Below are 24,385 nucleotides of genomic sequence, written 5' to 3' on the forward strand. Positions count from 1 at the left end.
GCCTGACAAGTAGGCAGCTAGCTAATGAAGAGTATCCTACGGGGGATGTGGAGAGCATTGTCAAGATGAGCGGGGAGCCTTCCCTTTGACTTTTCACCCTAAATTGAAGGCGCTTACTAAAAAAGCAGAACGAATCCAGAAAGAATGCAATGTCAAAACTCACATCCAAACCCATCCTAAAAAAAGCCAGTGGAATTTTGGCTCAAGAGTTTGCAACACCTAAAGATATTGCCTGGGCATGGGTTACCTTGTTGCTGTCACAAGAAGAGCAAAAGCGCGATAGCGAAGAAAAGCGTTATAGCCGCATTGCTGAATTTGAAGCTTGGATTTTGGGTCTAAGCCTACCAACCGATCTAAAGAATCCTGAGGGCGGTGCAGTGAGTCCTGAGGCAGTTAAAAATTCCGCCAGAAATGTCTTTGAGTGGCCACATGAGTACATCTTCGAAGAAACAGCAGCGCCCAATCATATGGATGCTAAGATTACCTATAGCGATACCATCACCAAACCTATTTTGGATGCAGTGAAAGATGCTGGTGGATCCAATGACCGAGCAGCACTGATCGCCATCTTAGAAGGCTATGCAAAGGAAGGTAAAGAGCCGTTCGCTAATGTCACACCAGAAGGCATTGAATGGAAAGGTAGTGTTTGGAAGGAGGGGGATAAATACAATCTTCTGACATTGAAGTCTCTCCATAATCGCCTGTCCAACTTGCGCAAGAAGGGCTTGATCTAAGAGATCGACTTAATCAGTCCTCATAAAGAAAAAGCCCCTAGATTGCTCTAGGGGCTTTACTTATTTGGCTCCTCGACCTGGGCTCGAACCAGGGACCTACGGATTAACAGTCCGGCGCTCTACCGACTGAGCTATCGAGGAATAAGCCGATATTATAGCAAGATGAATTCACTTCTTCCCACTTCTGTGCAGATCCCCAAAGTACTGACCATTGCTGGGTCCGATAGCGGCGGTGGGGCAGGGCTCCAGGCTGACCTGAAGGTCATCACCGCCCTTGGTGGCTACGGCATGTCAGTCATAACTGCAATTACCGCCCAAAATACCTTGGGCGTCACACGTATTCAGGATGTTGATCTTGACGTGGTTGAAGCCCAGATTGACGCAGTTTTAATGGATATTGGTGCTGATATTGTCAAAATCGGCATGCTGGCTAACCCAGAAATAGTCCGAACAGTTGCTAAATCTTTACGCAAACATGGTGTTAAACGTATTGTTTTAGACCCTGTTTTGCGCGCAACCTCCGGCGCTAGCTTAGGTGGTGACGATACCGCTCAAGCAATGATTACTGAATTATTTCCGATGGCATTGCTCGTTACTCCTAACTTAGATGAAGCTTCATTGCTGCTAGGTCGCGAAATAAGTGGTCCCAATGATTTCAAATTAGCCGCCGAAGAATTACTCGAGATGGGCCCACAAGCAGTGCTCATCAAAGGCGGGCATTTAGACAGTACGCATACCCAAATTACCGATTATTTAATGTGGCGTACGCTTGAAGACGGCCTTGAAGTGGTTCAGTCAAAAGAATTCAAGCACTACCGTGTTAACACAGCAAACACGCACGGCACCGGATGTTCTTTAGCGTCTGCCATTGCTACCTATCTAGCTGATGGTCATGATCTAGCTCATGCAGTTGCTAAGGCAATAGCCTATGTCGAGGCAGGCTTAGAGGCGGGGCGTTTCTTAAGTGTTGGCGAAGGTCCAGGGCCTCTATGGCACATGCACGATTTTTATCCAACTGCGCTGCTTGATGAAAAAACGAAGCTTTAGCAGTGTTTTTGACCTCAATCTACTATGGTTAAAGACCTTAATTGCCATAAGATGTCTTTCTTTGGATAATGTAGGCTATGAGCAATTTCTTCATTGACTATCAAACAAAAGCTGCTACATCAGCTTTTATGGATAAGGTTGCTCAATACTTTCCAATAGCAAAAGCATTGTTGTTTGGAAGTCGAGCTAGGGGTACTCATCACGTAGAAAGTGACGCCGATGTTGCTATTCTTTTGAAAGGCCTAGCAACCCCATTTATGGCGACAAAATTTGCTATGGATGACCTTGCTTATGAAGTTCTTTTAGAGACCGGTATACGTATTCAGCCGCTACCAATATGGCAGGAAGAATGGGATCATCCAGAAACTTATTCAAATCCAAGCCTTATCAATAATGTGCGAAACGAAGGTATTGTGCTTTGAAGGCAAAAGAACTTTTTATTAAAGCGACAACAGCAGCTGCCTCGGCAAAAATACTATTAAATGCTGATGATTTCGATGGAGCATGTAATCGAGCCTATTACGCTATGTTTGACGCTGCTCGAGGTGCTTTACTTGCTTCGGGCGAGGTAAATTCGGTCGAGCATACAAAAACCCATAGTGGTCTCATATCAGTTTTTAGTTTGAAATTGGTAAAAACAGGTCAAGTCTCAATTGAATTCGGCAAAGCATTAAACAGGGTCGAGGATCTTCGTTTAATGGGTGATTACAAAGGTGATTTGGTGGCCAAGGAGGATGCTCAATGGGCGGTTGCTAAACCAAGTGAATTCGTTGAGCACCTTTTGGGGTTATTTGATAAATCCTAAATCGATTTAAGCCTGCATTAATTCTTGTAAGCGCTTAACTGCTGCCTTGGGATCTTTAGCTTGGGTAATGGCTCTCACAACAGCCACTGAACCAACACCACTTTTTGCTACTGCATGAATGCTATCTTGATCAATGCCGCCAATAGCAACTAGTGGGTAATTGCTCATGAGCTGAGCATATCGATATAAGCGACCCAGTCCTTGCGGCGCCGTAGGCATTTTCTTTAGATTCGTTGGAAACACGGCTCCCATCGCAATGTAACTCGGGCAAAAGCGATCCGCATAAGCCAGCTCTGCATAGCCATGAGTACTTAGTCCCAGCCTTAAACCTGCGCCCCGGATTTCTTCTAGGTTGGCATCTACTAAATCCTCTTGACCTAAATGCACGCCATAGGCGCCGGCATCAATTGCTTCTTGCCAGTAATCATTAATGAAGAGCAGAGTTTTACTATCTTTAACTGCAGCAACAGATTCCTTGATTTGTTTTCGGATCTTGGATTTTTCATCCGACTTAAAGCGAAGTTGTACTGTAGGCAGCTCCACCTCAACCATGCGCTTTACCCAATCAGCATCCGGCATGACACCATACAAGCCTAAACGTTTTGGACATTCTTTAAACGCATTGGGATTCATATTGCGAGTCCAGGGCAATAAATCAAAATGCTCTGGCCTGCTAGGCCATTTAAAGGGATTAAAGCCACCATCTTGCAATGTCATGCGTGACCATGCCTTACCCAGAATTCTGGCATCAGACTCTATAAAGCCCATCTCAATTGCTGCTAGAGCACCGGCTAATTCGTAATGATCGACTGCTGCTTCGTTATCAATCAGTGGAGGCGGAGAGTTCAGGCTAAAGCTCGGAATCGGAATACATAAATCTTCATTGCGATGTGCGGCAACAATTTGGTCTGCAAGGTCACGAATCAGGCTCATGTGTTCAGTGTACTTAACTTAGCGTCACTACGATTGGTGCCAAAAAGGAGTGCCCACCAATGGAGTGCTTGCCTGGGCTGATTCCTGGGGCTTCATAGCGCCAGATAAATAGGCTGTACGACCCGCATCAACTGCCATAGCAAAGGCTTTGGCCATCACCACAGGATCATCCGCCAAGGCTACTGCGGTATTCAGCAGTACACCATCAAATCCCCATTCCATGACGGTGCATGCATGTGAAGGCAGCCCTAGGCCGGCATCCACCAAGAGCGGAACCTTCAGACGATCACGCAAGAGTTTCATGGCATATGGATTTAAAGGGCCTTGTCCGGTACCAATTGGAGCAGCCCAAGGCATCACCGCTTGGCAGCCGACATCAACCAAACGTTGGCACAAAATGAGATCCTCCGTGCAATACGGCAGAACCTTAAAGCCATCTTTAATCAGAGTCTCTGCTGTCTGCACTAAGCGCAATACATCGGGTTGCAAAGTGTAATCATCGCCAATAAGCTCTAACTTGATCCAATCTGTTTCAAATACTTCGCGCGCCATTTGCGCGGTAGTAATCACTTCTTGTGGGCTATGGCAACCAGCGGTATTCGGTAGAACAGGAACCGCCATCTTCTTAAGTAAATCCCAAAAGCCGCTATGCGCTTCTGCAGTTGATGTTCCTTGGCGACGCAAGCTTACAGTAATCATGCCGGGATTCGATACTTGTACAGCGTTCTCCAGCACCTGTGGAGAGGGGTAGCGTGAGGTCCCTAGCAGCAAGCGACTCGCAAAGCTCTCGCCATAAAGGACAAGTGTATCGGCGCTATTGAGGTTATTAGGTAAAGGAGCGTTCATAGCAAAATAATTGGTTCTTAATCAGCCGCCAGTAACTGGAGCAATCACTTCAATTTGGTCATTCTCATTTAATGCAAAGTCTGCATGCTTAGTCTTGGGCACAAAGTTGAGATTTACGGCAACGGCATAGGGTGGCTTCGCATTGATCAAGGCTAGAGCATCACTCACCATACTCTTGCTAGGCAACTCATAAGCTACTTGATTCACGATTACGCGCATACCGCCTCAATCTGGTTGCAATCTTGAGTCACACTCAACCCTAAATCCAATGCAGTCTTACTTGTGCCGAACTCCAGAAGCTCTAATGCGCAATCGAGTACTGCAGGAGAAATCATAAAACCATGGCGATATAAGCCATTGATCATGATCAAATCTGCAAGCCCTTTATTTCTTATCGACCGAATTTCTGGGAGATTATTTTTTAAAGTGGGGCGACAATGCGTCGCCATCTCCAAAATGCGCGCTTCTGCAAACCCACTATGAACGGTATAAACGGCACTGAGTAACTCCATAGCAGAGCGTACGCTCATTTCTGATAGGTCATCGGATTCGATCTCAGTGGCACCCACCACATAGACATCATTTTCTTTAGGAGCAATATAAATCGGATAGCGCGGATGGATTAGGCGTGTAGGGCGACGCAACTTCACCTCTGGCGCATAGAGTCTGATCACTTCACCGCGAACACCGCGCAAGTTATTGGACTTATCTCCAGTTGACCAAGCTTCTTTAGCGCCCGTACCGCGACAATCAATTACCGCTTTATAGCCAGTCTGTTTGCGCAATTCAGAAGGTTCGATCTCGGTATGCCAGTGGCAATTGACCTTCAATAGCGTTAATTCGCTAGCGAGAGCATCCAATAGCTGGCGATTATCTAATTGCCCTTCATTGGGTAAATACAGTCCCTGAGTAAAGCGATCGGCAACGCCAGGCTCGAGTTCGCGTAATGCTTCATTATTGAGCTTTTGTGGTTCGCTGAGATCAGCGTTTGAGCGACAGTTCTTATCTAAATGAGCAGCAAAGCGTTCAGCTTCACTAGCATCTTGGCGGTGCCACAAAATCAAGGTGCCAACTTGCTGAAAGTAAACCGGTGAAGATAAGTTAGCAATAAGCTCCTTCCAGCGAGGCAGGCTATGCAAACCCATGCGCACAACAGAATCTTCAGTAATTGCAGACTCAGCTAATGGTGCCAACATCGCTGCAGCAATGCGCGCAGCAGCATGAGAACCATCAGGGCCGCCTTTATCAAAGAGATCGACTTGAGCACCTCCTTTAGCAAGCGCAACAGCCAGCAAGCGACCCATTAGGCCGCCGCCAACAATTGCGTATTTGCTATTGGAGAAGCTTGCGCTAGTCATCTTTATCTTTTTAGCTGGTTGGCTTACTGATAAATCTCACTACCGCGCTTACGGAACTCCGCAGACATTTCTTCCATGCCCTTAGAAGCGTCAGCTACTTCAGTAATGGGAATGACTTTAGCTTTCGGATTGCCATCGGCATCTAGGGTTGCCGCGTAGTCACGAACTTCTTGAGTGATCTTCATCGAGCAGAACTTTGGACCACACATAGAGCAGAAGTGCGCAATCTTGGCGCCTTCAGCTGGCAGTGTTGCGTCGTGATACTCACGCGCGCGCTCAGGATCTAAGCCTAGATTAAATTGGTCTTCCCAGCGGAATTCAAAGCGCGCTTTGGAAAGGGCGTTATCACGCACTTGTGCACCAGGCAACCCTTTGGCTAAGTCAGCACCATGGGCAGCAATCTTGTAAGTAATGATGCCTTCGCGTACATCTTCTTTATCTGGCAATCCCAAATGCTCCTTTGGTGTGACATAGCAAAGCATTGCTGTGCCATACCAACCGATTTGCGCAGCACCAATGCCGCTGGTGATGTGGTCATAGCCAGGGGCAATATCGGTAATCAATGGTCCGAGGGTGTAGAAGGGAGCTTCTAAGCAATGCTTGAGCTCTTCAGTCATATTCTCTTCAATACGCTGCATTGGAACGTGACCAGGACCTTCAATCATGACTTGCACATCATGCTTCCAAGCCTTTGCAGTCAACTCACCCAATGTATGGAGTTCACCAAACTGAGCAGCATCATTCGAGTCAGCAATACAACCAGGGCGCAAACCATCACCCAAGCTAAATGACACGTCATACGCTTTCATGATCTCGCAAATCTCATCAAACTTCGTGTACAGGAAGTTTTCTTTGTGATGAGCCAAGCACCATTTAGCCATGATCGAGCCGCCACGAGAAACAATGCCCGTAATACGATCAGCTGTTAACGGTACATAGCGTAGCAATACACCCGCATGAATGGTGAAGTAATCCACGCCTTGCTCTGCTTGCTCAATGAGCGTGTCACGGAACATTTCCCAAGTGAGATCTTCTGCAATACCACCGGTTTTATCTAGTGCTTGATAAATTGGAACTGTGCCAATAGGTACTGGAGAGTTGCGAATAATCCATTCGCGAGTCTCATGAATATGCTTACCAGTGGAGAGATCCATGATAGTGTCTGCACCCCAACGAATGGACCACACCATCTTTTCAACTTCTTCATTAATGGATGAAGTAACGGCAGAGTTGCCTAAGTTTCCGTTAATCTTTACACGGAAGTTACGGCCAATAATCATTGGCTCTAATTCAGGGTGATTGATATTTGCTGGAATAATTGCGCGTCCTGCAGCAATCTCGGAGCGAACAAATTCACCGGTGACGATGTCAGGCAGGTTTGCGCCATAACCTTTGCCTGGGTGCTGCTTCAATAACTGCTTGTAGGCTGGATCTTTGCGCAGTTGCTCAAGGCCCATGGATTCACGCAGGGCGATGTATTCCATTTCAGGGGTGATGATTCCTTGGCGAGCGTAATACATCTGACTGACGTTATGGCCGGATTTAGCAACGCGCGGTGCGCTGATATGAGAAAAGCGTAAATTTTGTGTGGCTTCATCTTGAGAACGCGCAACGCCGTATTCGGAGCTGGGTCCTGTCAACTGGATGGTGTCATTGCGTTCAGCAATCCAGGCATCACGTAGTCTTGGCAAACCTTTTTCAAGATTGATCACAACATCTGGATCGCTGTATGGGCCTGAAGTGTCATAAACAGGCACTGGCGGATTTGCCAACATTTCTTCACCTACGCGAGTAGGTAGTTGCTCAATCATCCGGATTGGCGCCTTGACATCAGGTCTTGAACCTTGAAGGTAAGTTTTGGTTGAGGCAGGATAGGCAAACTTTTGCCCGAAGTCGCGCTCTAAGCTTTTAAGGCTTGGAATCTCATGTTTAGCGTTTTTAGTTGAGGTGTTGCCTGTACTCATGTCCATCTCCTAGCTGTTTTAGATGGACGAAACCGGGTGTCGGTCTGATGTAACTCCCCACGCCAGCATTACCTGGATCGGGTTCTAGGGTCTTTCTCAGCGCCTTCTAGCAAAACTGCTATGAAGGGCACCCCTGGTTCATCCTTAAGATGAATTTAACCACGAATTGATTGATTACTGTATGACACCAGTCAAGCGGTAGGTGGAATTAATCAAATGGGGTGAAATAGCCTATTTATTGCGGCGCAATATGAAATCAGCCGTAACAAAGGCGGCATCAGAGGTAAATTCATCGGCCAAGATTCTGGCAGCAGCCTCTGGCAGTGATATTTCAATAAAGCCACTCACTTCGCCATCATGATTTGTGGGGACAAAGTTATCAGCCAGCTCTAAATCGTAGATGTATAGCTGCTCATCATGAAAGCCTCGACCTTGAGATGGGCGGCGCATATGAATCCGTCCCACAGGTTCAATCTGATCGGAGATTTGTTCGGGTACACCAGCCTCTTCCCAAAGTTCGCGTCGTGCGCTGACCCAGGGTGTTTCATCAGCAGTAATTCCGCCGGCAGCCAAGTTATCTAACTTGCCTGGATCAGTAGGTTTAGTTTCACTGCGTCTACCCAGCCAAATGGTGTTGCCGCGGGTGTAACCATTTATATGCGTTGCCATACTCCGAAAACCAAAGGTACGAAACGCAGCGCGCTCCATGCGAAAGTATTTGTGACCATTTAGATCAACCCAAGCAAAGTCTTCGTTACGCCAGCCTGGAATAAATCCACCCAGTCTCATGCGATTGGCTAACTGATAAAGACTATTGGATAATTCTCTAGGCTTACCCAATTGAATGGTGAGCTTGTCATGACCCATGGCAATGAGTGCAATGGATTCTTTTTGTAAAGACTCTTGCAGATAAGGAATAAATTCTGGATTGAGGTGGCCAATGAGTTGCTCACCTGTTGCACCGCGGGATAAATAAATCGGTAGGTATTCTGCAGGAGCAGAGCGCGCCGTGTTTTGGAGCATCTCCTCGAGGGCGGCTAAGGTGCTGGTTGAAAGGCTGGTCATGCCCTAAGTGTAAGGGAACTTCGCGTTCTACGCCCTGATTAAAAAAGTTCCACAACACAAAATCTTATAGGAACTAGATTAAATATTTATAAACAAACACGCAAAGTAGGGAAAGATATTTTGCACACAAATTAGGCAAGCTAGGCCTACCTATACAAATCTGTGACTTACGAAAACTTTTGAGGATTTATCCACAATGCCTGTGGATAAGTATTGGGAATTTTTGGTCCCGCCGACAGGAATCGAACCTGTATCCCACGCTTAGGAGGCATGTGCACTATCCATTGTGCTACGGCGAGATGCTAGGAAAGCAAAAAGTGTGCTATGTCAATTCTAATGAATTACCAACCACACAGTGCCCATACTTGATTTGTTACTGCCACCATCATATCGGGTGCGAAGTACATCGAGAAAACAAACAACAAAGCGAATAGAGCAAACCCGTAAAAAATGATTTTCCCACTACTTGGCTTTCTCTTAAGCATTGGCCACTCTATGAATTGCCCGTTCCTTTACAGGAAGATTAACTAAGAAAGCAAAGACGCCCAATCCAATTGCAATTTCCCAAACAATTAAATAGGAGCCAGTTTGGTCAAACAAATAACCACCTAAGAAGGCTCCGCAGAAACTACCCAATTGATGTGAGAAAAAGATGAGACCAGAGAGCATCGTCAAATACTTCACACCAAAAATTTGCGCAACGATACCGTTAGTCAGTGGAATAGTTGAGAGCCACAAGAAGCCCATGATGGCTGCAAAGATGTAAGTACTCATTGGTGTGGGCGGCAATAACAAGAACGCTGTAATGGCAATGGAACGCCCAATATAGATTGCAGATAGTAAATAGCGTTTAGGGAAGCGCTGACCTAGGATGCCAGAGCTATAGGTGCCGAAGATATTAAACAGGCCGATTAAGGCTAGGGCGGTCGTGGCGACAACCGGAGCCCCGACAGCTGGATAGGTAGAAGACAGGTCCTTAAGGTAAGGTGCCAAATGAACCGCAATAAACACCACCTGAAAACCGCAAACAAAATAACCTAAGGTCAGATAACGAAAGCTTGGATTACCCATTGCTTCCTTTAAGGCCTGTTTAATCGTCTGATCACCCAGATTATGGTTATAGGTAAAATTCTTTTCACGCAACATAAATGCAGTTGGAATCATTAGACTGGCCATCAATGCCAACATGAGAAGCGCATCTTGTGTGCCAAACATACTGAGCAAGCCTTGCTCGGCTGGAATCATGAGGAACTGACCAAATGAACCGGCAGCTGCAGTAATGCCCATTGCCCAAACTCGTTTCTCCGCAGACACATTGCGCCCCAGGATTCCATAGACCACGCTGTAGGTCGTGGCAGTTTGTGCCAAACCAATGAGCAAGCCACCAGCTAATGTGAAATTCATGACATCAGTAGATATGGCCATTCCTGCCAAACCTAGGGCATACAAAATCCCACCGGCAACCATAATTTTGAATGCCCCGTAACGATCCGCCAAAGCCCCAGTAACTGGTTGTACAGCTCCCCAAATCAGATTTTGCAAAGCAATAGTCAGAGCAAACGTTTCGCGACCCCAGCCATTGGCTGAAGTAATGGGTAAATTAAAGAGGCCAAAGCCATGACGAATACCCATCGATAGGGTGACCATAAGTCCACCATAGATGAGGACTTCCTTCATCGAAAGCCCTGCTTTGGATGTCTGTGTTGTCATGGTTCCTAGATGATTCCCTTAGTGCGTAAGGCTTCAATCGCTTGATCATCTAGTTTGAGACGTTCATGCAAAATCTCTTGTGTATGTTGACCAAGCGTAGGCGGCGCCATTCGCACCTCTGTTGGTGTTTTAGAAAGACGCATAGGACTAGCAACCAATTTCATATTGCCAACAGTAGGGTGTGGAACATTGATCTCTACCCCACGAGCTATGACTTGCTCGTTTTCAAAGACTTCTTTGAAGTTATTAATCGGTCCACAAGGAACATTCACTTTTTCTAGAAGTGACATCCATTCCTTCTTTGTTTTTTTACGGGTCATGGCTTCCAGTAGCGGCACTAGCTCATCTCGGTGTTGAACACGGAGTGGGTTAGTGGCGTAACGTGGATTATCAGCAAGGTGAGCTTCTTCGCCAGCCATAACAAAGTGTCTATATTGACCATCATTGCCAGCAGCAACAATCATCCAGCCATCCGATGTTGGGAAGGTCTGATACGGAACAATGGTTACGGAGGCATTGCCAATTCGACGGGGCACTTTTTCAGATGTAAGGTAGGCGCTTGAAACATTAGCCATCACTGCAATTTGGGTATCCAATAAAGCCATATCGATGTATTGGCCTTCACCTGTATGGTCACGGTGAATGACTGCTGCCAATATGGCTGTAGAGGCATACATGCCGGTAAAGATGTCTGCGATTGCAACCCCTGCTTTTTGTGGGCTAGCTCCTTTAACACCATCCGCTTCACCGGTCACACTCATAAATCCGCCCATACCCTGAACGATGAAGTCATAGCCAGGACGATTAGCAAAGGGGCCGGTCTGACCAAAACCTGTAATTGAGCAGTAGATCAAATCTGGCTTTACTTTTTTGAGGCTTTCATAATCAAGGCCATATTTAGCGAGGTCGCCAACTTTGTAGTTTTCAATCACCACATCCGATTCGGCAGCCAGCTGACGGATCAACTCTTGACCTTCGGGCTTTGCAATGTCAACTGTAATCGAGCGCTTATTGCGGTTAATGCAAATAAAATAGGCAGACTCTTCAGTTTCCTGGCCATTGGCGTCTTTGACAAAGGGAGGCCCCCAGTGGCGGGTATCGTCGCCAACGACCGGTCTTTCGACTTTGATGACATCTGCACCCAAATCCGCTAGGTTTTGAGCGCACCAAGGCCCTGCCAAGACTCGGCTAAGGTCTAAAACGCGAATATGACTTAAGGCTCCCATCCCCCAATTTTGGCATGGATGACAGGGGAATTCCCGAAAAATTCGGTATAGATCTCAGACATGACTACAATTTGCGCGCATGGCTACCCGTAAAACTTCCGAATACAGCGAATCGTCAATTCAGGTCCTAAAAGGACTAGAACCAGTCCGTCAACGGCCTGGAATGTACACCCGCACCGACAATCCACTCCATATCATTCAAGAGGTGCTGGATAACGCATCCGATGAAGCTTTAGGAGGTTTTGGTAAGCAAATCATCGTTACGATGCATACCGATGGCAGCGTGAGTGTGGAAGATGATGGTCGCGGCATTCCAGTGGGCATGCATCCCACCGAAAAATTGCCGGTAGTGGAGATTGTCTTTACCCAGCTTCATGCTGGCGGTAAGTTTGAAAAAGGCACTGGTGGTGCTTATGCATTCTCAGGCGGCTTACACGGTGTTGGTGTTTCCGTAACCAATGCTTTATCCAAAAGATTAGAAGTCACCGTTTGGCGTGATGGCCAAATGTCGACATTGACCTTTGCTGACGGCAAAGTCATTGAAAAGCTCAAAACGATTTCTTCTGCAAAAGAAGATAAGTCGCACGGTACCCGCGTTCGCACTTGGCCAGACGGTAAGTATTTTGATAGCTCAGTGATTCCAATGCCTGAGCTCATTCGTCTATTACGTTCCAAGGCTGTTTTATTGCCAGGTGTGAAGGTAACACTGATTCAAGAAAAATCAGGCGATACCCAGACATGGCAATACGCACAAGGCTTGCGTGGCTACTTAAACGAAGCGATTGCGCAAGCAGGTCATGGTGCCGAAGTCATTCCTCCATTCGAAGGCGAGCAATACGCTACCGGCACTGGAGAGGAAGATTCTTTTGCTGAAGGCGAGGGCGCGGCTTGGGTTGTTTGCTGGACTGAAGATGGCGCACCAGTACGCGAGAGTTATGTGAACTTGATTCCAACACCTGCAGGCGGCACGCACGAAAGTGGTTTGCGTGAAGGTTTATTTAATGCTGTTAAAGGCTTTATTGAGATGCATGCATTACAACCGAAAGGCGTGAAACTCATGCCTGAAGACGTATTTGCTCGCGCATCTTTCATTCTGTCGGCCAAAGTATTGGATCCTCAGTTCCAAGGGCAGATTAAAGAGCGGCTGAATTCTCGTGATGCCGTACGTTTAGTTTCTGGCTATGTGAAGTCTGCTTTAGAGCTTTGGCTCAACCAACATGTTGACTACGGTCGCAAGTTAGCCGACCTGGTGATCAAGCAAGCACAAGCGAGAACCCGTGCCGGCCAAAAAGTTGAGAAGAAAAAATCCTCTGGCGTAGCTGTACTCCCGGGCAAGCTTACTGATTGCGAGAGCGAAGATATTGGTATGAATGAAATCTTCCTAGTAGAGGGTGATTCTGCTGGCGGTTCAGCCAAAATGGGGCGAAATAAGGAATATCAGGCGATTCTTCCATTGCGGGGCAAGGTATTAAATACTTGGGAAGCTGAGCGCGATCGCTTATTTGCCAATAATGAAGTGCATGACATTGCTGTAGCAATTGGTGTTGATCCTCACGGAGCAAATGACAGTCCTGATCTATCTAATCTGCGCTATGGCAAGGTTTGCATTTTGTCTGATGCGGACGTCGATGGTGCACACATCCAGGTATTGCTCTTAACCTTGTTCTACAAGCATTTCCCCAAACTCATTGAGTTAGGGCATGTGCATATTTCTAGGCCACCACTATTTAGAGTCGATGCTCCAGCGCGTGGCAAGAAACCAGCGCAAAAGATTTATGCCCTAGATGCTAATGAGCTTCAAGCGATTGAAGATAAATTACGTAAAGATGGTGTCAAAGAAACTGCATGGCAAATCTCCCGCTTTAAGGGTCTGGGAGAGATGAGTGCTGAGCAACTTTGGGATACGACTTTGAATCCAGATACTCGTCGTTTACTACCAGTCACTTTGGGCACATGGACTGAAGACGAAACGTTTAAAACAATGGATATGTTGATGGGTAAATCAGAGTCCGGTGCACGCCGTGATTGGCTAGAAGAGCGCGGTAATGAAGTGGAGGCGGATATCTAATGACAACTAAAAAGACTCCTGGAAAAAATACTCCAGCCGATCAGGCGGATTTGTTTGCCAGTCCCATTGAAATGGATATCGTTGAAGTGGAAGAGGCCCCTGCAGTTGCTGCTTCTTCTGGTGGTGGAACGGGCAATCATGACCCCAAAACGGTTGACTTAAATGAAGATGGTAAAGACAGCTTAACTCTAGCGGTATATGCAGAGCGTGCCTATTTAGATTATGCAATTAGCGTAGTTAAAGGCCGTGCATTACCTGATGTATCTGATGGACAGAAACCCGTACAGCGCCGCATCTTGTTCTCAATGAGCGAAATGGGTTTGCGTGCTGATGCTAAACCGGTGAAGAGTGCGCGTGTAGTTGGCGATGTGCTGGGTAAGTTTCATCCGCATGGTGACCAATCTGCATACGATGCCTTAGTGCGCTTGGCACAAAGCTTCTCATTGCGCTACCCATTAATCGATGGTCAAGGTAACTTCGGCTCACGCGATGGCGACGGTGCGGCAGCGATGCGTTACACCGAGGCTCGTCTTACTAAGATCGCTAGTTTGCTTCTGAGTGAAATCGATGAAGGTACGGTAGATTTCGCGCCGAACTATGACGGCTCATTCCAAGAGCCTAAATTATTACCAGCGCGCCTACCGTTTGTATTGCTCAATGGCGCATCCGGTATTGCCGTTGGTATGGCGACCGAGATTCCTTCCCATAATTTGCGTGAAGTGGCTACAGCTGCCGTTGCATTAATGAAGTCTCCGAAGATGAGCACTTCAGAGTTATTGGAAATCATGCCTGGTCCTGACTATCCAGGCGGCGGACAGATTATTTCTTCTTCTGCAGAAATTGCACAGATCTATGAAGCAGGGCGCGGTAGTATTAAAGTGCGTGCACGTTGGTCTGTCGAAGAATTGGCTCGTGGTCAATGGCAGATTGTGGTTAATGAGCTACCTCCGGCAACTTCTTCGCAGCGCGTACTGCAAGAGATAGAAGAAATTACCAATCCGAAGGTAAAGGTCGGCAAAAAGACCTTAACGCCTGAGCAAAATAACCTTAAATCGACCATATTGAATGTGCTCGATGGCGTGCGTGATGAATCCAGCAAGGATGCCGCAGTTCGTTTGGTATTTGAGCCGAAGAGTAAGAATATTGACGTGAATGAGTTTGTCAATTTATTGCTTGCTCATACTTCATTGGAATCCAATGCCCCAATGAACTTGGTGATGATTGGTAATGATGGCCGTCCACGTCAAAAAGGCCTAAAAGAAATTCTGTCTGAGTGGGTTGCATTTAGGGTAGCCACAGTTACTCGCAGAACGCAGCACCGCTTAGGCAAAGTCAAAGACCGTATGCATATTTTGGAAGGACGCTTAACCGTTCTTCTCAATATTGATAAAGTCATTAAGATCATTCGCAATAGCGATGAACCTAAAGCGGACCTGATTAAAGAGTTCAAGCTTAGCGATCGCCAAGCAGAAGATATTCTGGACATTCGCTTGCGCCAGTTGGCTCGCTTAGAAGGCATCAAGATTGAGCAAGAGCTTAAAGAGCTCAAGTCTGAACGTGATGATCTAGAAGGTTTGTTGCAGAACGACACCGTCTTACGCAAGCGCATCATCAAAGAAATTGAGTCTGATATGAAAGACTTCGGCGATGATCGTCGCACCCTCATTCAGGAAGATAAACGTGCTGTTGCTGAGACCAAGGTCATTGATGAGCCGGTCACAGTCATTGTTTCTCAAAAGGGCTGGGTACGTGTGCGCCAAGGTCATGAGCATGATGCAACCCAATTTGGCTTTAAAGCAGGTGATGCTTTGTATGCCACCTTTGAGGTGAGAACAGTAGACGTTATTCAGGGCTTTGGTAGTGACGGACGGGTATACACCGTTCCTGTCAGCGAATTGCCAGGCGCTCGTGGTGATGGCTCGCCATTAACGAGCTTCGTTAATTTGGCTGCTGGCTCACAAATGGTTGCCTATTACGCTGGTCAATCCGATGATTTGGTATTGCTTTCTACTAAAGCGGGTTATGGATTCTTGGCCAATGTATCTGATATGACTACTCGTAACAAAGCGGGTAAATCATTCTTGAGTATGGATGCTAAAGTTCCTGGCGATGCTCCTTTAGGTGCTGCTAAGGTGAAGGTGGGCATGAAGCAAGTTGCCTGCTTATCAGAAGCTTCTAAGTTATTAGTTTTCCCATTAGATGAACTCAAGCGTCTGCCAACCGGCGGCAAAGGGGTAATCCTTATGGGCTTGGACGATAAAGAACACTTGGCTTCGGCTATCGCAGTTGGTCCTGACGGGGCTACCTATTCAGGCGCTGGACGTGCTGGTAAACCAACTGAACTCGGCCTTGATGCCAAAACCTTAAAGTCATTTGCAGGTAACCGCGCACGCAAAGGCCACTTTGTTGAGCCGCGCTTAAAAGACGGCAAATTAACAGCGAACTAAGCCAGTTAAGTCAGTTAAGTCAGCTAAGTTTTCTTTGGAATACTCACGCCATATTTAACAGCAATCACTTCTGCCAGAATCGAAACTGCGATCTCTGGTGGGGTGAGAGCGCCAATATATAGACCAACAGGACCGTGTAATTTTTCAACCTGCTCTTGGCTGACATCAAACTCGAGCAAGCGCTCTTTGCGTTTTTGAGTATTTTTTCTGCTGCCTAACGCCCCCACATAAAAGGCGGGAGACTTCAGGGCCTCCATCAAAGCCATGTCATCTAACTTGGGGTCATGTGTCAGAGCAACAACGGCGGTGTGAGAGTCAACACCAATCTCCAGCAAGACATCATCTGGCATCCCCTTTGAGAAAGTAATATCAGAACGATTTAGACCCTCGGCATATTCTTCACGAGGATCAATCACGACGACTTCAAAATCTGAAGCTAGCGCAAAATCGGCCGTGTATAGGGATAGCTGACCAGCACCAATAATCACCATACGCCAACGAGGGCCGTAAGTGGTTTTCATTTCCTGTTCAGTGCAAGCAAATTCATCACTGCGCTCACCTAAGCTAAGGGTGGATTTACCAGTAGCCAGATTTACGGAGCGACGTGTAATTTGATGAGATGAAATATTCGCAAGCAACTTTTCTAAAATAGCTAATTCTGGCCTAGGCTCTACCAATAAACGTAAGGTGCCACCACAAGGCAGACCAAAACGAGCAGCTTCTTGCTGGGTTACTCCGTAAACCACCATTTCTGGGGTATCGCGAGTGAGGATTTCAGTTTGGACTCGACGAATAAGGTCATCTTCAACGCAGCCCCCTGAAACAGACCCAGCAACTTGCCCATCAGCTCGTATAGCAAGCCAGGAGCCGACTGGACGGGGTGCTGAGCCCCAAGTCTGAACCACGGTCGCAATCGCGACAGATTGGCCTGCTTGTAGCCATTCGACGGCAGATTTGAGTACGCTTAAATCGGTGCTGTTCATGCGTTTTCTTCTTTTTCGTTCTTTTGTTAAAGCTTTTATTGATAACTATTTATTATCACTCTAATGACAGTCTCCGGTGAATCCTCCAAAAGCCCCAATTTGCGTCTAGCCATCCTGATATTGGCAGCGGGTGAGGGAAGTCGTTTGGGTGGATATCCCAAAGCCTTATTAAAAAAAGGCGGAGATAGTTTGTTGAAGCGCTTTATTCAATCTACCCAGAGTTTTGACCCCATTGAGACTTTGGTCGTTACAGGCTTTTACTCGGACCAAATCGAAGCAGAAATTAAATTACTCAAGCAAGCCGTAGCAAACCCAATAACTTGGGTAAAAAATCTCCAGCCAGAGTTGGGTCAAGCCTCTTCAGTACGTCTTGGTCTTGAATCGCTAAAAAGTGACTATGAAGTTTTGTTAATTGCTTTATGCGATCAGCCGGACATAGCTAGCACTGAGATCGAGGCATTACTGTGGCAATTTAATCAAAGAAGCGCAAACCAAGAGATCGTATTGCCGATGGTGAATGGTCAGCGAGGTAACCCGGTATTATTTTCAAAACCAATCATTGAGAAAATCTTAGCAATACCCGGGATGGTCTGCAGGCCCTACATAGATCTACATCCCGAGCTAGTGAAAAATTTTGTTACTGATAATCAAGCATTTGTAATGGATGTCGATACGCAGAGCGATATCGAGAAACTAGGGCTGGATAGAATCCAGCCCCATTAAGTTGTGTTGAGTTAAATCTCGGCAATCAGTTCGATTTCTACACAAGCACCAAGCGGGATTTGTGCAACACCAAAGGCGCTACGCGCATGTTTGCCAGCGTCGCCAAAAACTTCAAACAATAATTCTGAACAGCCATTTACCACTAAGTGTTGCTCGGTATAACTGTCAGTGGAGTTCACCAAGCCCATGACTTTAACGATGCGCTTTACTTTATCTAAAGAGCCCAAGTGATTTTGTAAGGTAGAAATCAGGTCAATCGCAATAGAGCGTGCAGCCGCTTTACCAGTTTCTGTATCCATATCTTTACCGAGCTTACCAACCCAAGGTTTGCCATCTTGCTTAGCAATGTGACCAGAAAGAAATACGGTATTACCAGTGGTGGCAGCCATGACATAGGCAGCAGCAGGGGGTCCTGGTGGCGGTAAATCAATACCGAGGGTCTTAAGACGTTCGCTAATGGTTGTGCTCATATTGGGTTTATGTAATTAAATTGAAAAAAGGAATCTTACTTGGAAAGCTGACGCATGGCACTTTCAAGACCATTTAGAGTGACTGGGTACATACGATCTTTCATGAGGTTTTGCATGATGTCGATCGATTGACGGTATTGCCAGATGGATTCAGGCTCAGGATTAAGCCACGCAAAATGCGGGAAGTGGTCAATGAGCCTATTAATCCAAACAGCGCCCGCTTCTTTATTGTTGTATTCAACGGAGCCATTGGGGCTCAATATTTCATAAGGAGACATCGTCGCATCTCCAACAAAGATGAGCTTGTAGTCGGGTCCATATTTATTAATGATTTCTTGCGTTGCAGTCACTTGATCACGTCTACGGCGATTGCTTTGCCATAAGTTTTCATAAACACAGTTATGGAAATAGTAATGTTCTAAGTGCTTAAATTCAGCTTTGGCAGCAGAAAATAACTCAGCAATGCGTTGGATATGATCATCCATCGAGCCGCCGACATCCATGAGCAGTAGAACTTTTACCTGGTTGTGTCGCTCGGGTCGCATTTGAATATCGAGCATGCCGGCATTGGCAGCTGTTGAATGAATAGTCTTATCTAAATCGAGCTCTAGAGTAGATCCTTCTCGGGCAAAGCGACGTAGGCGCCGTAAAGCGACTTTAATATTGCGTGTACCTAATGCTAGATCACTGTCGTAATCCTTAAATTCTCTAGCTTCCCAGACTTTGATGGCCGTTCTGTTGCCGGCACTCTCGCCACCAATACGGATGCCTTCGGGGTGATAGCCGCTGTGACCAAATGGTGAAGAACCACCTGCGCCAATCCATTTATTGCCACCGCCATGCCATTCTTTTTGCTCTTTTAAAAGCTCCTCAAGCCGCTTCTTTAAGGCATCCGGACCACCTAATTTCTGCAGCGCAGCTTTTTCTTCATCCGTTAGTACGCGTTGAAGTTTTTTCTCTAACCATTCCAGTGGAATATCTGGCGATAGAGCAATGATTTGTTCAATCCCGTTGAAGTAGCTACCAAACACTTGATCAAAGCGATCAAAGTGTTGCTCATCCTTAACCAATATTAAGCGCGAGAACTGATAAAACTCATCAATAGAGGGGTTAATAACACCCGATTTCAAACCCTCCAAAAGAGTTAAAAACTCTCGTACTGAAACAGGCACCTTGGCCTCTTTCAGATTTAGGAAGAATTGAATCAACATGTCAGAAGTCTTCTGGCTAACAAGTTAGCGATGATTGCGATTCATCATGACCAAGCGCTCAAATAGATGAATATCTTGTTCATTCTTAAGTAAAGCCCCATGCAAGGGCGGTACGACAATCTTTTCATCGCTGCTGTGCAGCGCTTCAGGCGGAATGTCTTCAGCCAATAAGAGCTTGAGCCAGTCGATTAATTCAGATGTAGAGGGCTTCTTTTTTAAGCCCGGTAACGAGCGTATCTGGTAGAAGGCCTTGAGGGCAGCGTCCAAAAGATCCTGTTTGATATTGGGGTGGTGCACATCCACGATGCTTTGCATCGTATTGGCGTCCGGGAAGGTGATGTAATGAAAGAAGCAACGACGCAAGAAGGCGTCGGGCAATTCCTTTTCATTGTTTGAAGTAATGATGACGAGCGGACGATGTTTAGCCTTAATCAATTCACGAGTTTCATAGACGTAAAACTCCATGCGATCAATTTCACGTAATAAGTCATTCGGAAACTCAATATCTGCTTTATCGATTTCATCAATGAGCAATACGGTAGGTTCGTCTGCCTCAAAAGCTTGCCAAAGAACACCTTTCACAATGTAGTTTCGAATATCGTTTACTTTTTCATCGCCCAATTGGGAGTCGCGCAAACGGCTTACGGCATCGTATTCATATAGACCCTGCTGAGCCTTTGTGGTTGATTTGATATGCCATTGCAATAGCGGCATGTTGAGGGCAGCTGCTACTTCTTCAGCGAGCATGGTTTTCCCAGTACCGGGCTCACCTTTAATAAGAAGGGGGCGCTGCAGAGCAATGGCCGCATTTACTGCCAATTTCAGATCATCGGTAGCGACATAGCTTTGGCTGCCTGCAAAGCGATTTTGAGAGGGTGGGGTGGATTTGCTCATAGACATACCTAAATAAGGACTGGATTAAGCATTCAAGTATAGGTAAATGAGGGGAATTTTTCAGTGTTTCTACTGATTTTGGCCTCTGAAATGACGGGAAAGGCATCTGTCCGCTATACTCTTCCCAAATTGATCCAAATCAAACTCATTAATAATGATTTCTATGAAAAAACTCACATTTCTTCCTCATTTGGCCGTTGCTGCAACTTTAGCTTTTGCAGGTTCTGTTGCTCAGGCTGATGAAGTTAAAGGCAATGCCGCTGCAGGTAACGCTAAGGTTTGGCTTTGTGTTGGCTGCCACTCAATCCCTGATTACCGCGCTGATTACCCATTGGTATACAAAGTGCCCATGTTGGGCGGTCAAAATGGCGCCTATATTGCTACCGCTTTGTCAGAGTACAAAAAGGGTGAGCGCAAGCATCCAACGATGCGCGCTATCGCTGCCAGCTTGTCTGACCAGGATATGGCCGATATTGGCGAATACTATGCTGCGCAAACTGCCAGCACACCTAACAACCCATTGAAGTGATTCATTGATAAAGATACATAGAGATACTTTTATGAAATTTGCACTAATTACAGCAGTTTTGCTCTCCAGCATTGGTTTGGTAAACGTAGCAAATGCTGCTAGCGTAGATAAAGGTCAGGCATTGGTAGAGAAGGGTAATTGCGCCTCTTGCCATGGTGCTGGACTCAATGCCCCAATCTTGCCCGCCTATCCAAGGTTAGCTGGTCAGTATTCTGACTACTTGTATTACGCCTTGAAGGCTTACAAAGTAGGCAACGGCAATCCTCAGTATGGTCGTAATAACGCCATCATGGGCTCCCAAGTTCAGGCCTTTAGCGATGCTGATATACAAGATATCGCCGCTTATATTTCAAGTTTGCCAGGAAATTTTGTTATTAAAAAGTAAACCCTGCTAGCTCAGGCTGCTTAGATTAAAGGCTTAGAATATCTTTCTAAGCCTTTATTTTTTATAGGTTTTATCTTAACGCTTCTAGCCCATGGGCAAGATGTTTACGCATCACCGCTTCAGCAGCTTGCTCATCTCGCTTGAGAAGTGCCCGAAGGATTTCTCGGTGCTCAACTAATGAGTTTTGCAGTCTACCGGTGCTGGTTAATGAGTCTCTACGATGTAATTTGAGAACTTTGCGTAGATCTGCAATGACGCTATTCATCCATTTATTACCTGCAATTTCTTGAATTAGCTCATGAAATTTGCCATTTATCTCAAAAAACTGCTCAATATCCCGGTCGGCAGCTGCTTTTTCTAAGCGGTGGTGTAGGTGATCCAGCATATTTAATTCAGCTTCAGTCGCTTTAATCGCTGTTTCCTTAGCTGCTTGACCCTCTAAAAGGGAGAGAATCGTGAAGATTTGTTCTAGATCTTTTCTAGCCACCTCAGTTACATAGGCTCCACGACGCATCTTGATGGTAACCAGACCTTCAGAGGCTAGGACCTTAATTGCCTCACGCATTGGCGTGCGGCTGATGCCGAATTGGTCAGCAAGCGATTGTTCATCTAACCAGCTGCTTGGAGCTAGTTGCTTGCTAAATATCTGCTCCCTTAGCCGATCGGCTACGTCTTCGTATAAGGGTCTGTTATTCAGTTTTGTATTCATAATTATGAATACATGATAGCTAGACAAATAAATAATTGTCAAGCAGAATGTAGGGATATTTCGATGCAATGCAGCAAAAATTAACCGGGAGTTTTTGTGAGTTCTAAAGAAAACAATTCATGGCCATCATTTCCAGATGCCAATCTAGAGGCCTGGAAAAAGTCAGCGCAAAAATCTGCACCTCATGGTGATGTTGATTCCTTGGGTTGGAAAACTCCGGATGGAATTCATTTAAAAGCTTTATACACATCATCGGATGTTGAAGGTCTTAACTACACCGATACATTGCCTGGATTTGAACCATTTGTACGTGGTCCACAAGCAACAATGTACTCGGTTCGTCCTTGGACCATTCGTCAGTACGCTGGTTTTTCAACTGCAGAAGAATCCAATGCTTTTTATCGCAAGGCACTTGATGCAGGTGGTCAAGGTGTATCCGTTGCTTTTGACTTAGCTACTCATCGCGGCTACGACTCCGATCATCCGCGTGTTACCGGTGACGTTGGTAAGGCCGGTGTTGCCATTGACTCTGTAGAAGATATGAAAATCTTGTTCGATGGCATTCCATTGGATAAGGTATCCGTTTCAATGACAATGAACGGAGCTGTATTGCCGGTTCTGGCTGGTTACATTGTGGCTGGTGAAGAGCAAGGCGTGAAGCAGGGGCAATTATCCGGAACGATTCAGAATGACATTCTGAAAGAGTTCATGGTTCGCAATACCTACATTTACCCACCAGAACCTTCGATTCGTATTATTGGCGACATTATTGAGTACACCGCTAAGCACATGCCGAAGTTCAACTCGATTTCTATTTCGGGTTACCACATGCAAGAGGCTGGAGCCAATCAAGTGTTGGAGTTGGCATTCACCTTGGCCGATGGTAAAGAGTATGTAAAAACAGCGCTCGCTAAAGGTTTGGATGTTGATGGCTTTGCAGGTCGCCTCTCTTTCTTCTTTGCGATTGGTATGAATTTCTACCTTGAAGTGGCCAAGTTGCGTGCCGCCCGCTTGTTGTGGTGGCGCATTATGAAGTCCTTCGAGCCAAAGAATCCGAAGTCCTTAATGTTGCGTACGCACTGTCAAACATCGGGCTGGTCCTTAACTGAGCAAGATCCATACAACAACGTAGTAAGAACTACGGTAGAGGCGATGGCCGCAGTCTTTGGTGGCACACAGTCATTGCATACCAACTCTTTGGATGAGGCGATTGCCTTGCCTTCCGAGTTCTCCAGCCGTATTGCGCGTAACACTCAATTGATCCTTCAAGAAGAGACACATATTCCTAGCGTCATCGATCCATGGGCGGGTTCCTACATGATGGAAAACCTAACTCAAGAAATGGCTGACAAAGCCTGGGAAATTATTCAAGAAGTAGAAGCCATGGGCGGTATGACCAAGGCGGTTGAAAGTGGTTGGGCTAAACTTAAAATTGAAGCTGCTGCTGCTGAAAAACAGGCCAAGATAGATTCAGGCTCCGACGTAATTGTGGGTGTGAACAAATACAAGCTTAGCAAAGAGGATCTTGTTGATGTATTAATGATCGACAACGATAAAGTCCGTGAAGGTCAGGTTGCACGTCTTAAGGAAATTAAGGCTAAGCGTGACTCTAAGAAAGTAGAAGCTGCGTTAGAGGCATTAACTAAGGCTGCTGAAGATAACTCTGGAAACTTGTTGGAGTTATCTGTCAATGCAATTCGATTACGAGCAACCGTTGGTGAAGTATCTGATGCATTAGAAAAAGTTTACGGGCGCCATCGCGCCGATACTCAAAAGGTGACCGGTGTGTATGCAGCTGCTTATGACTCAGCCGAGGGCTGGGCAAAACTTCAAACTGAAATTGCTGACTTTGCAAAAGACTTTGGTCGTCGTCCACGTGTGATGATTGCTAAGTTGGGGCAAGATGGCCATGACCGTGGTGCAAAGGTGGTTGCTACAGCCTATGCTGACTTGGGTTTTGACGTGGATATCGGCCCCCTATTTCAAACCCCAGAAGAATGTGCGCGTCAAGCGATCGAGAATGACGTACATGCCTTGGGAGTTTCTACATTGGCTGCTGGCCATAAGACATTGGTGCCAGCCATCATTGCTGAATTGAAGAGGCAGGGTTCAGACGACATCATCGTATTCGTTGGTGGTGTGATTCCAAGGCAAGATTACGAGTTCCTCTATGAGGCAGGTGTAAAAGGTATTTATGGTCCAGGCACTCCAATTCCGGCTTCGGCTAAGGATGTGCTCGAGCAAATCCGCAAGTCTGTTAAACCAGCTTAGTACGGGC

Annotated in this window: 23 protein-coding genes, 2 tRNA genes and 1 riboswitch; of the genes, 10 read left to right on the forward strand and 15 right to left on the reverse strand. The window is 46.2% G+C overall.

The window, feature by feature from the left end:
• The first annotated feature begins 149 nt into the window (after positions 1 to 149).
• Positions 150 to 734 (forward strand): hypothetical protein, encoded by a 585-nt coding sequence (locus tag ICN34_RS04010; RefSeq protein WP_216120944.1) that lies wholly within the window; start codon positions 150 to 152, stop codon positions 732 to 734.
• A gap of 65 nt (positions 735 to 799) precedes the next feature.
• Here the strand turns inward: ICN34_RS04010 and ICN34_RS04015 are convergent.
• A tRNA-Asn gene (locus ICN34_RS04015) sits at positions 800 to 875 on the reverse strand.
• Positions 876 to 896: 21 nt separating this feature from the next.
• Here ICN34_RS04015 and thiD point away from each other — a divergent pair.
• The 3 genes from thiD (at position 897) to ICN34_RS04030 (ending at position 2,586) form a co-directional block, all read left to right on the forward strand.
• Positions 897 to 1,781: a bifunctional hydroxymethylpyrimidine kinase/phosphomethylpyrimidine kinase gene (gene thiD, locus ICN34_RS04020; RefSeq protein ID WP_216120946.1), complete on the forward strand. Its 885-nt coding sequence runs from the start codon at positions 897 to 899 to the stop codon at positions 1,779 to 1,781.
• A 77-nt stretch (positions 1,782 to 1,858) separates the two neighbouring features.
• A complete protein-coding gene (locus ICN34_RS04025; RefSeq protein ID WP_216120948.1) occupies positions 1,859 to 2,203 on the forward strand; it encodes a nucleotidyltransferase domain-containing protein in 345 nt (114 codons plus the stop codon).
• The gene (locus ICN34_RS04030; RefSeq protein WP_216120950.1) at positions 2,200 to 2,586 is read left to right on the forward strand and encodes a HEPN domain-containing protein; all 387 of its coding nucleotides are present in this window, start codon (positions 2,200 to 2,202) and stop codon (positions 2,584 to 2,586) included. The genes ICN34_RS04025 and ICN34_RS04030 overlap by 4 nt, the downstream gene beginning before the upstream one ends.
• 6 nt (positions 2,587 to 2,592) lie before the next feature.
• Here the strand turns inward: ICN34_RS04030 and thiE are convergent, their stop codons facing one another.
• From thiE to ICN34_RS04075, 9 genes are all read right to left on the reverse strand, one after another.
• Positions 2,593 to 3,519: a thiamine phosphate synthase gene (thiE, locus tag ICN34_RS04035; protein ID WP_216120952.1), complete on the reverse strand. Its 927-nt coding sequence runs from the start codon at positions 3,517 to 3,519 to the stop codon at positions 2,593 to 2,595.
• Positions 3,520 to 3,546: 27 nt separating this feature from the next.
• Positions 3,547 to 4,365 (reverse strand): thiazole synthase, encoded by an 819-nt coding sequence (locus ICN34_RS04040; RefSeq protein WP_216120954.1) that lies wholly within the window; start codon positions 4,363 to 4,365, stop codon positions 3,547 to 3,549.
• A gap of 21 nt (positions 4,366 to 4,386) precedes the next feature.
• A complete protein-coding gene (gene thiS, locus ICN34_RS04045; RefSeq protein WP_072582372.1) occupies positions 4,387 to 4,584 on the reverse strand; it encodes a sulfur carrier protein ThiS in 198 nt (65 codons plus the stop codon).
• The gene (locus ICN34_RS04050; RefSeq protein WP_216120956.1) at positions 4,575 to 5,723 is read right to left on the reverse strand and encodes an FAD-dependent oxidoreductase; all 1,149 of its coding nucleotides are present in this window, start codon (positions 5,721 to 5,723) and stop codon (positions 4,575 to 4,577) included. Before ICN34_RS04050 ends, thiS begins: the two co-directional genes overlap by 10 nt.
• A 23-nt stretch (positions 5,724 to 5,746) precedes the next feature.
• A complete protein-coding gene (thiC, locus tag ICN34_RS04055; protein WP_216862529.1) occupies positions 5,747 to 7,687 on the reverse strand; it encodes a phosphomethylpyrimidine synthase ThiC in 1,941 nt (646 codons plus the stop codon).
• A 37-nt stretch (positions 7,688 to 7,724) separates the two neighbouring features.
• A riboswitch (TPP riboswitch) is annotated at positions 7,725 to 7,832 on the reverse strand.
• An 86-nt stretch (positions 7,833 to 7,918) separates the two neighbouring features.
• On the reverse strand, positions 7,919 to 8,752 hold the full coding sequence (locus ICN34_RS04060) for an NUDIX hydrolase family protein (protein WP_072582375.1): 834 nt from the start codon (positions 8,750 to 8,752) through the stop codon (positions 7,919 to 7,921).
• A 224-nt stretch (positions 8,753 to 8,976) separates the two neighbouring features.
• Positions 8,977 to 9,051, reverse strand: a tRNA-Arg gene (locus ICN34_RS04065).
• A gap of 178 nt (positions 9,052 to 9,229) precedes the next feature.
• Positions 9,230 to 10,462 carry an MFS transporter gene (locus ICN34_RS04070; RefSeq protein WP_072582376.1) on the reverse strand — a complete coding sequence of 411 codons (1,233 nt, stop codon included), beginning with the start codon at positions 10,460 to 10,462 and terminating at the stop codon, positions 9,230 to 9,232.
• Between the two features lie 5 nt (positions 10,463 to 10,467).
• Positions 10,468 to 11,688 carry a CaiB/BaiF CoA-transferase family protein gene (locus ICN34_RS04075; protein WP_072582377.1) on the reverse strand — a complete coding sequence of 407 codons (1,221 nt, stop codon included), beginning with the start codon at positions 11,686 to 11,688 and terminating at the stop codon, positions 10,468 to 10,470.
• Positions 11,689 to 11,767: 79 nt separating this feature from the next.
• Here ICN34_RS04075 and ICN34_RS04080 point away from each other — a divergent pair, with 79 nt between their 5' ends.
• Together ICN34_RS04080 and parC are read left to right on the forward strand one after the other, a co-directional pair.
• Positions 11,768 to 13,756, forward strand: a complete 1,989-nt coding sequence (locus ICN34_RS04080) for a DNA topoisomerase IV subunit B (protein ID WP_216120958.1) — start codon at positions 11,768 to 11,770, stop codon at positions 13,754 to 13,756.
• Positions 13,757 to 13,827: 71 nt separating this feature from the next.
• Entirely contained in the window at positions 13,828 to 16,203 is a 2,376-nt protein-coding gene (gene parC, locus ICN34_RS04085; protein ID WP_216121201.1) for a DNA topoisomerase IV subunit A, read from the forward strand.
• A gap of 23 nt (positions 16,204 to 16,226) precedes the next feature.
• On the opposite strand, the gene ICN34_RS04090 is transcribed toward parC, so the two are convergent.
• Positions 16,227 to 17,186 carry an XdhC family protein gene (locus ICN34_RS04090; RefSeq protein ID WP_216120959.1) on the reverse strand — a complete coding sequence of 320 codons (960 nt, stop codon included), beginning with the start codon at positions 17,184 to 17,186 and terminating at the stop codon, positions 16,227 to 16,229.
• A 63-nt stretch (positions 17,187 to 17,249) separates the two neighbouring features.
• Here ICN34_RS04090 and ICN34_RS04095 point away from each other — a divergent pair, with 63 nt between their 5' ends.
• The gene (locus tag ICN34_RS04095; protein ID WP_216120961.1) at positions 17,250 to 17,909 is read left to right on the forward strand and encodes an NTP transferase domain-containing protein; all 660 of its coding nucleotides are present in this window, start codon (positions 17,250 to 17,252) and stop codon (positions 17,907 to 17,909) included.
• An 11-nt stretch (positions 17,910 to 17,920) separates the two neighbouring features.
• Here the strand turns inward: ICN34_RS04095 and ICN34_RS04100 are convergent, their stop codons facing one another.
• The 3 genes from ICN34_RS04100 to ICN34_RS04110 are packed head-to-tail and all read right to left on the reverse strand — an operon-like array spanning position 17,921 to position 20,484.
• On the reverse strand, positions 17,921 to 18,379 hold the full coding sequence (locus ICN34_RS04100; RefSeq protein ID WP_216120962.1) for a RidA family protein: 459 nt from the start codon (positions 18,377 to 18,379) through the stop codon (positions 17,921 to 17,923).
• A gap of 35 nt (positions 18,380 to 18,414) precedes the next feature.
• The gene (locus ICN34_RS04105) at positions 18,415 to 19,590 is read right to left on the reverse strand and encodes a VWA domain-containing protein (RefSeq protein ID WP_216120964.1); all 1,176 of its coding nucleotides are present in this window, start codon (positions 19,588 to 19,590) and stop codon (positions 18,415 to 18,417) included.
• Between the two features lie 24 nt (positions 19,591 to 19,614).
• Positions 19,615 to 20,484 (reverse strand): AAA family ATPase, encoded by an 870-nt coding sequence (locus ICN34_RS04110; RefSeq protein WP_370623965.1) that lies wholly within the window; start codon positions 20,482 to 20,484, stop codon positions 19,615 to 19,617.
• Between the two features lie 163 nt (positions 20,485 to 20,647).
• Between ICN34_RS04110 and ICN34_RS04115 the strand changes: the two genes are divergently transcribed.
• Together ICN34_RS04115 and ICN34_RS04120 are read left to right on the forward strand one after the other, a co-directional pair.
• A complete protein-coding gene (locus ICN34_RS04115) occupies positions 20,648 to 21,013 on the forward strand; it encodes a cytochrome c (RefSeq protein ID WP_072582553.1) in 366 nt (121 codons plus the stop codon).
• A gap of 31 nt (positions 21,014 to 21,044) precedes the next feature.
• Positions 21,045 to 21,398, forward strand: coding sequence for a cytochrome c (locus ICN34_RS04120; RefSeq protein ID WP_216120965.1), 354 nt, complete (start codon positions 21,045 to 21,047; stop codon positions 21,396 to 21,398).
• Between the two features lie 70 nt (positions 21,399 to 21,468).
• On the opposite strand, the gene ICN34_RS04125 is transcribed toward ICN34_RS04120, so the two are convergent.
• Positions 21,469 to 22,107: a GntR family transcriptional regulator gene (locus ICN34_RS04125; RefSeq protein ID WP_216120967.1), complete on the reverse strand. Its 639-nt coding sequence runs from the start codon at positions 22,105 to 22,107 to the stop codon at positions 21,469 to 21,471.
• A 96-nt stretch (positions 22,108 to 22,203) separates the two neighbouring features.
• On the opposite strand from ICN34_RS04125, the gene scpA reads away from it, so the two are divergent.
• A complete protein-coding gene (gene scpA, locus ICN34_RS04130; RefSeq protein ID WP_216120968.1) occupies positions 22,204 to 24,378 on the forward strand; it encodes a methylmalonyl-CoA mutase in 2,175 nt (724 codons plus the stop codon).
• Positions 24,379 to 24,385 lie beyond the last annotated feature (7 nt).

This window comes from Polynucleobacter sp. Tro8-14-1, assembly GCF_018881655.1.
Classification (GTDB): domain Bacteria; phylum Pseudomonadota; class Gammaproteobacteria; order Burkholderiales; family Burkholderiaceae; genus Polynucleobacter.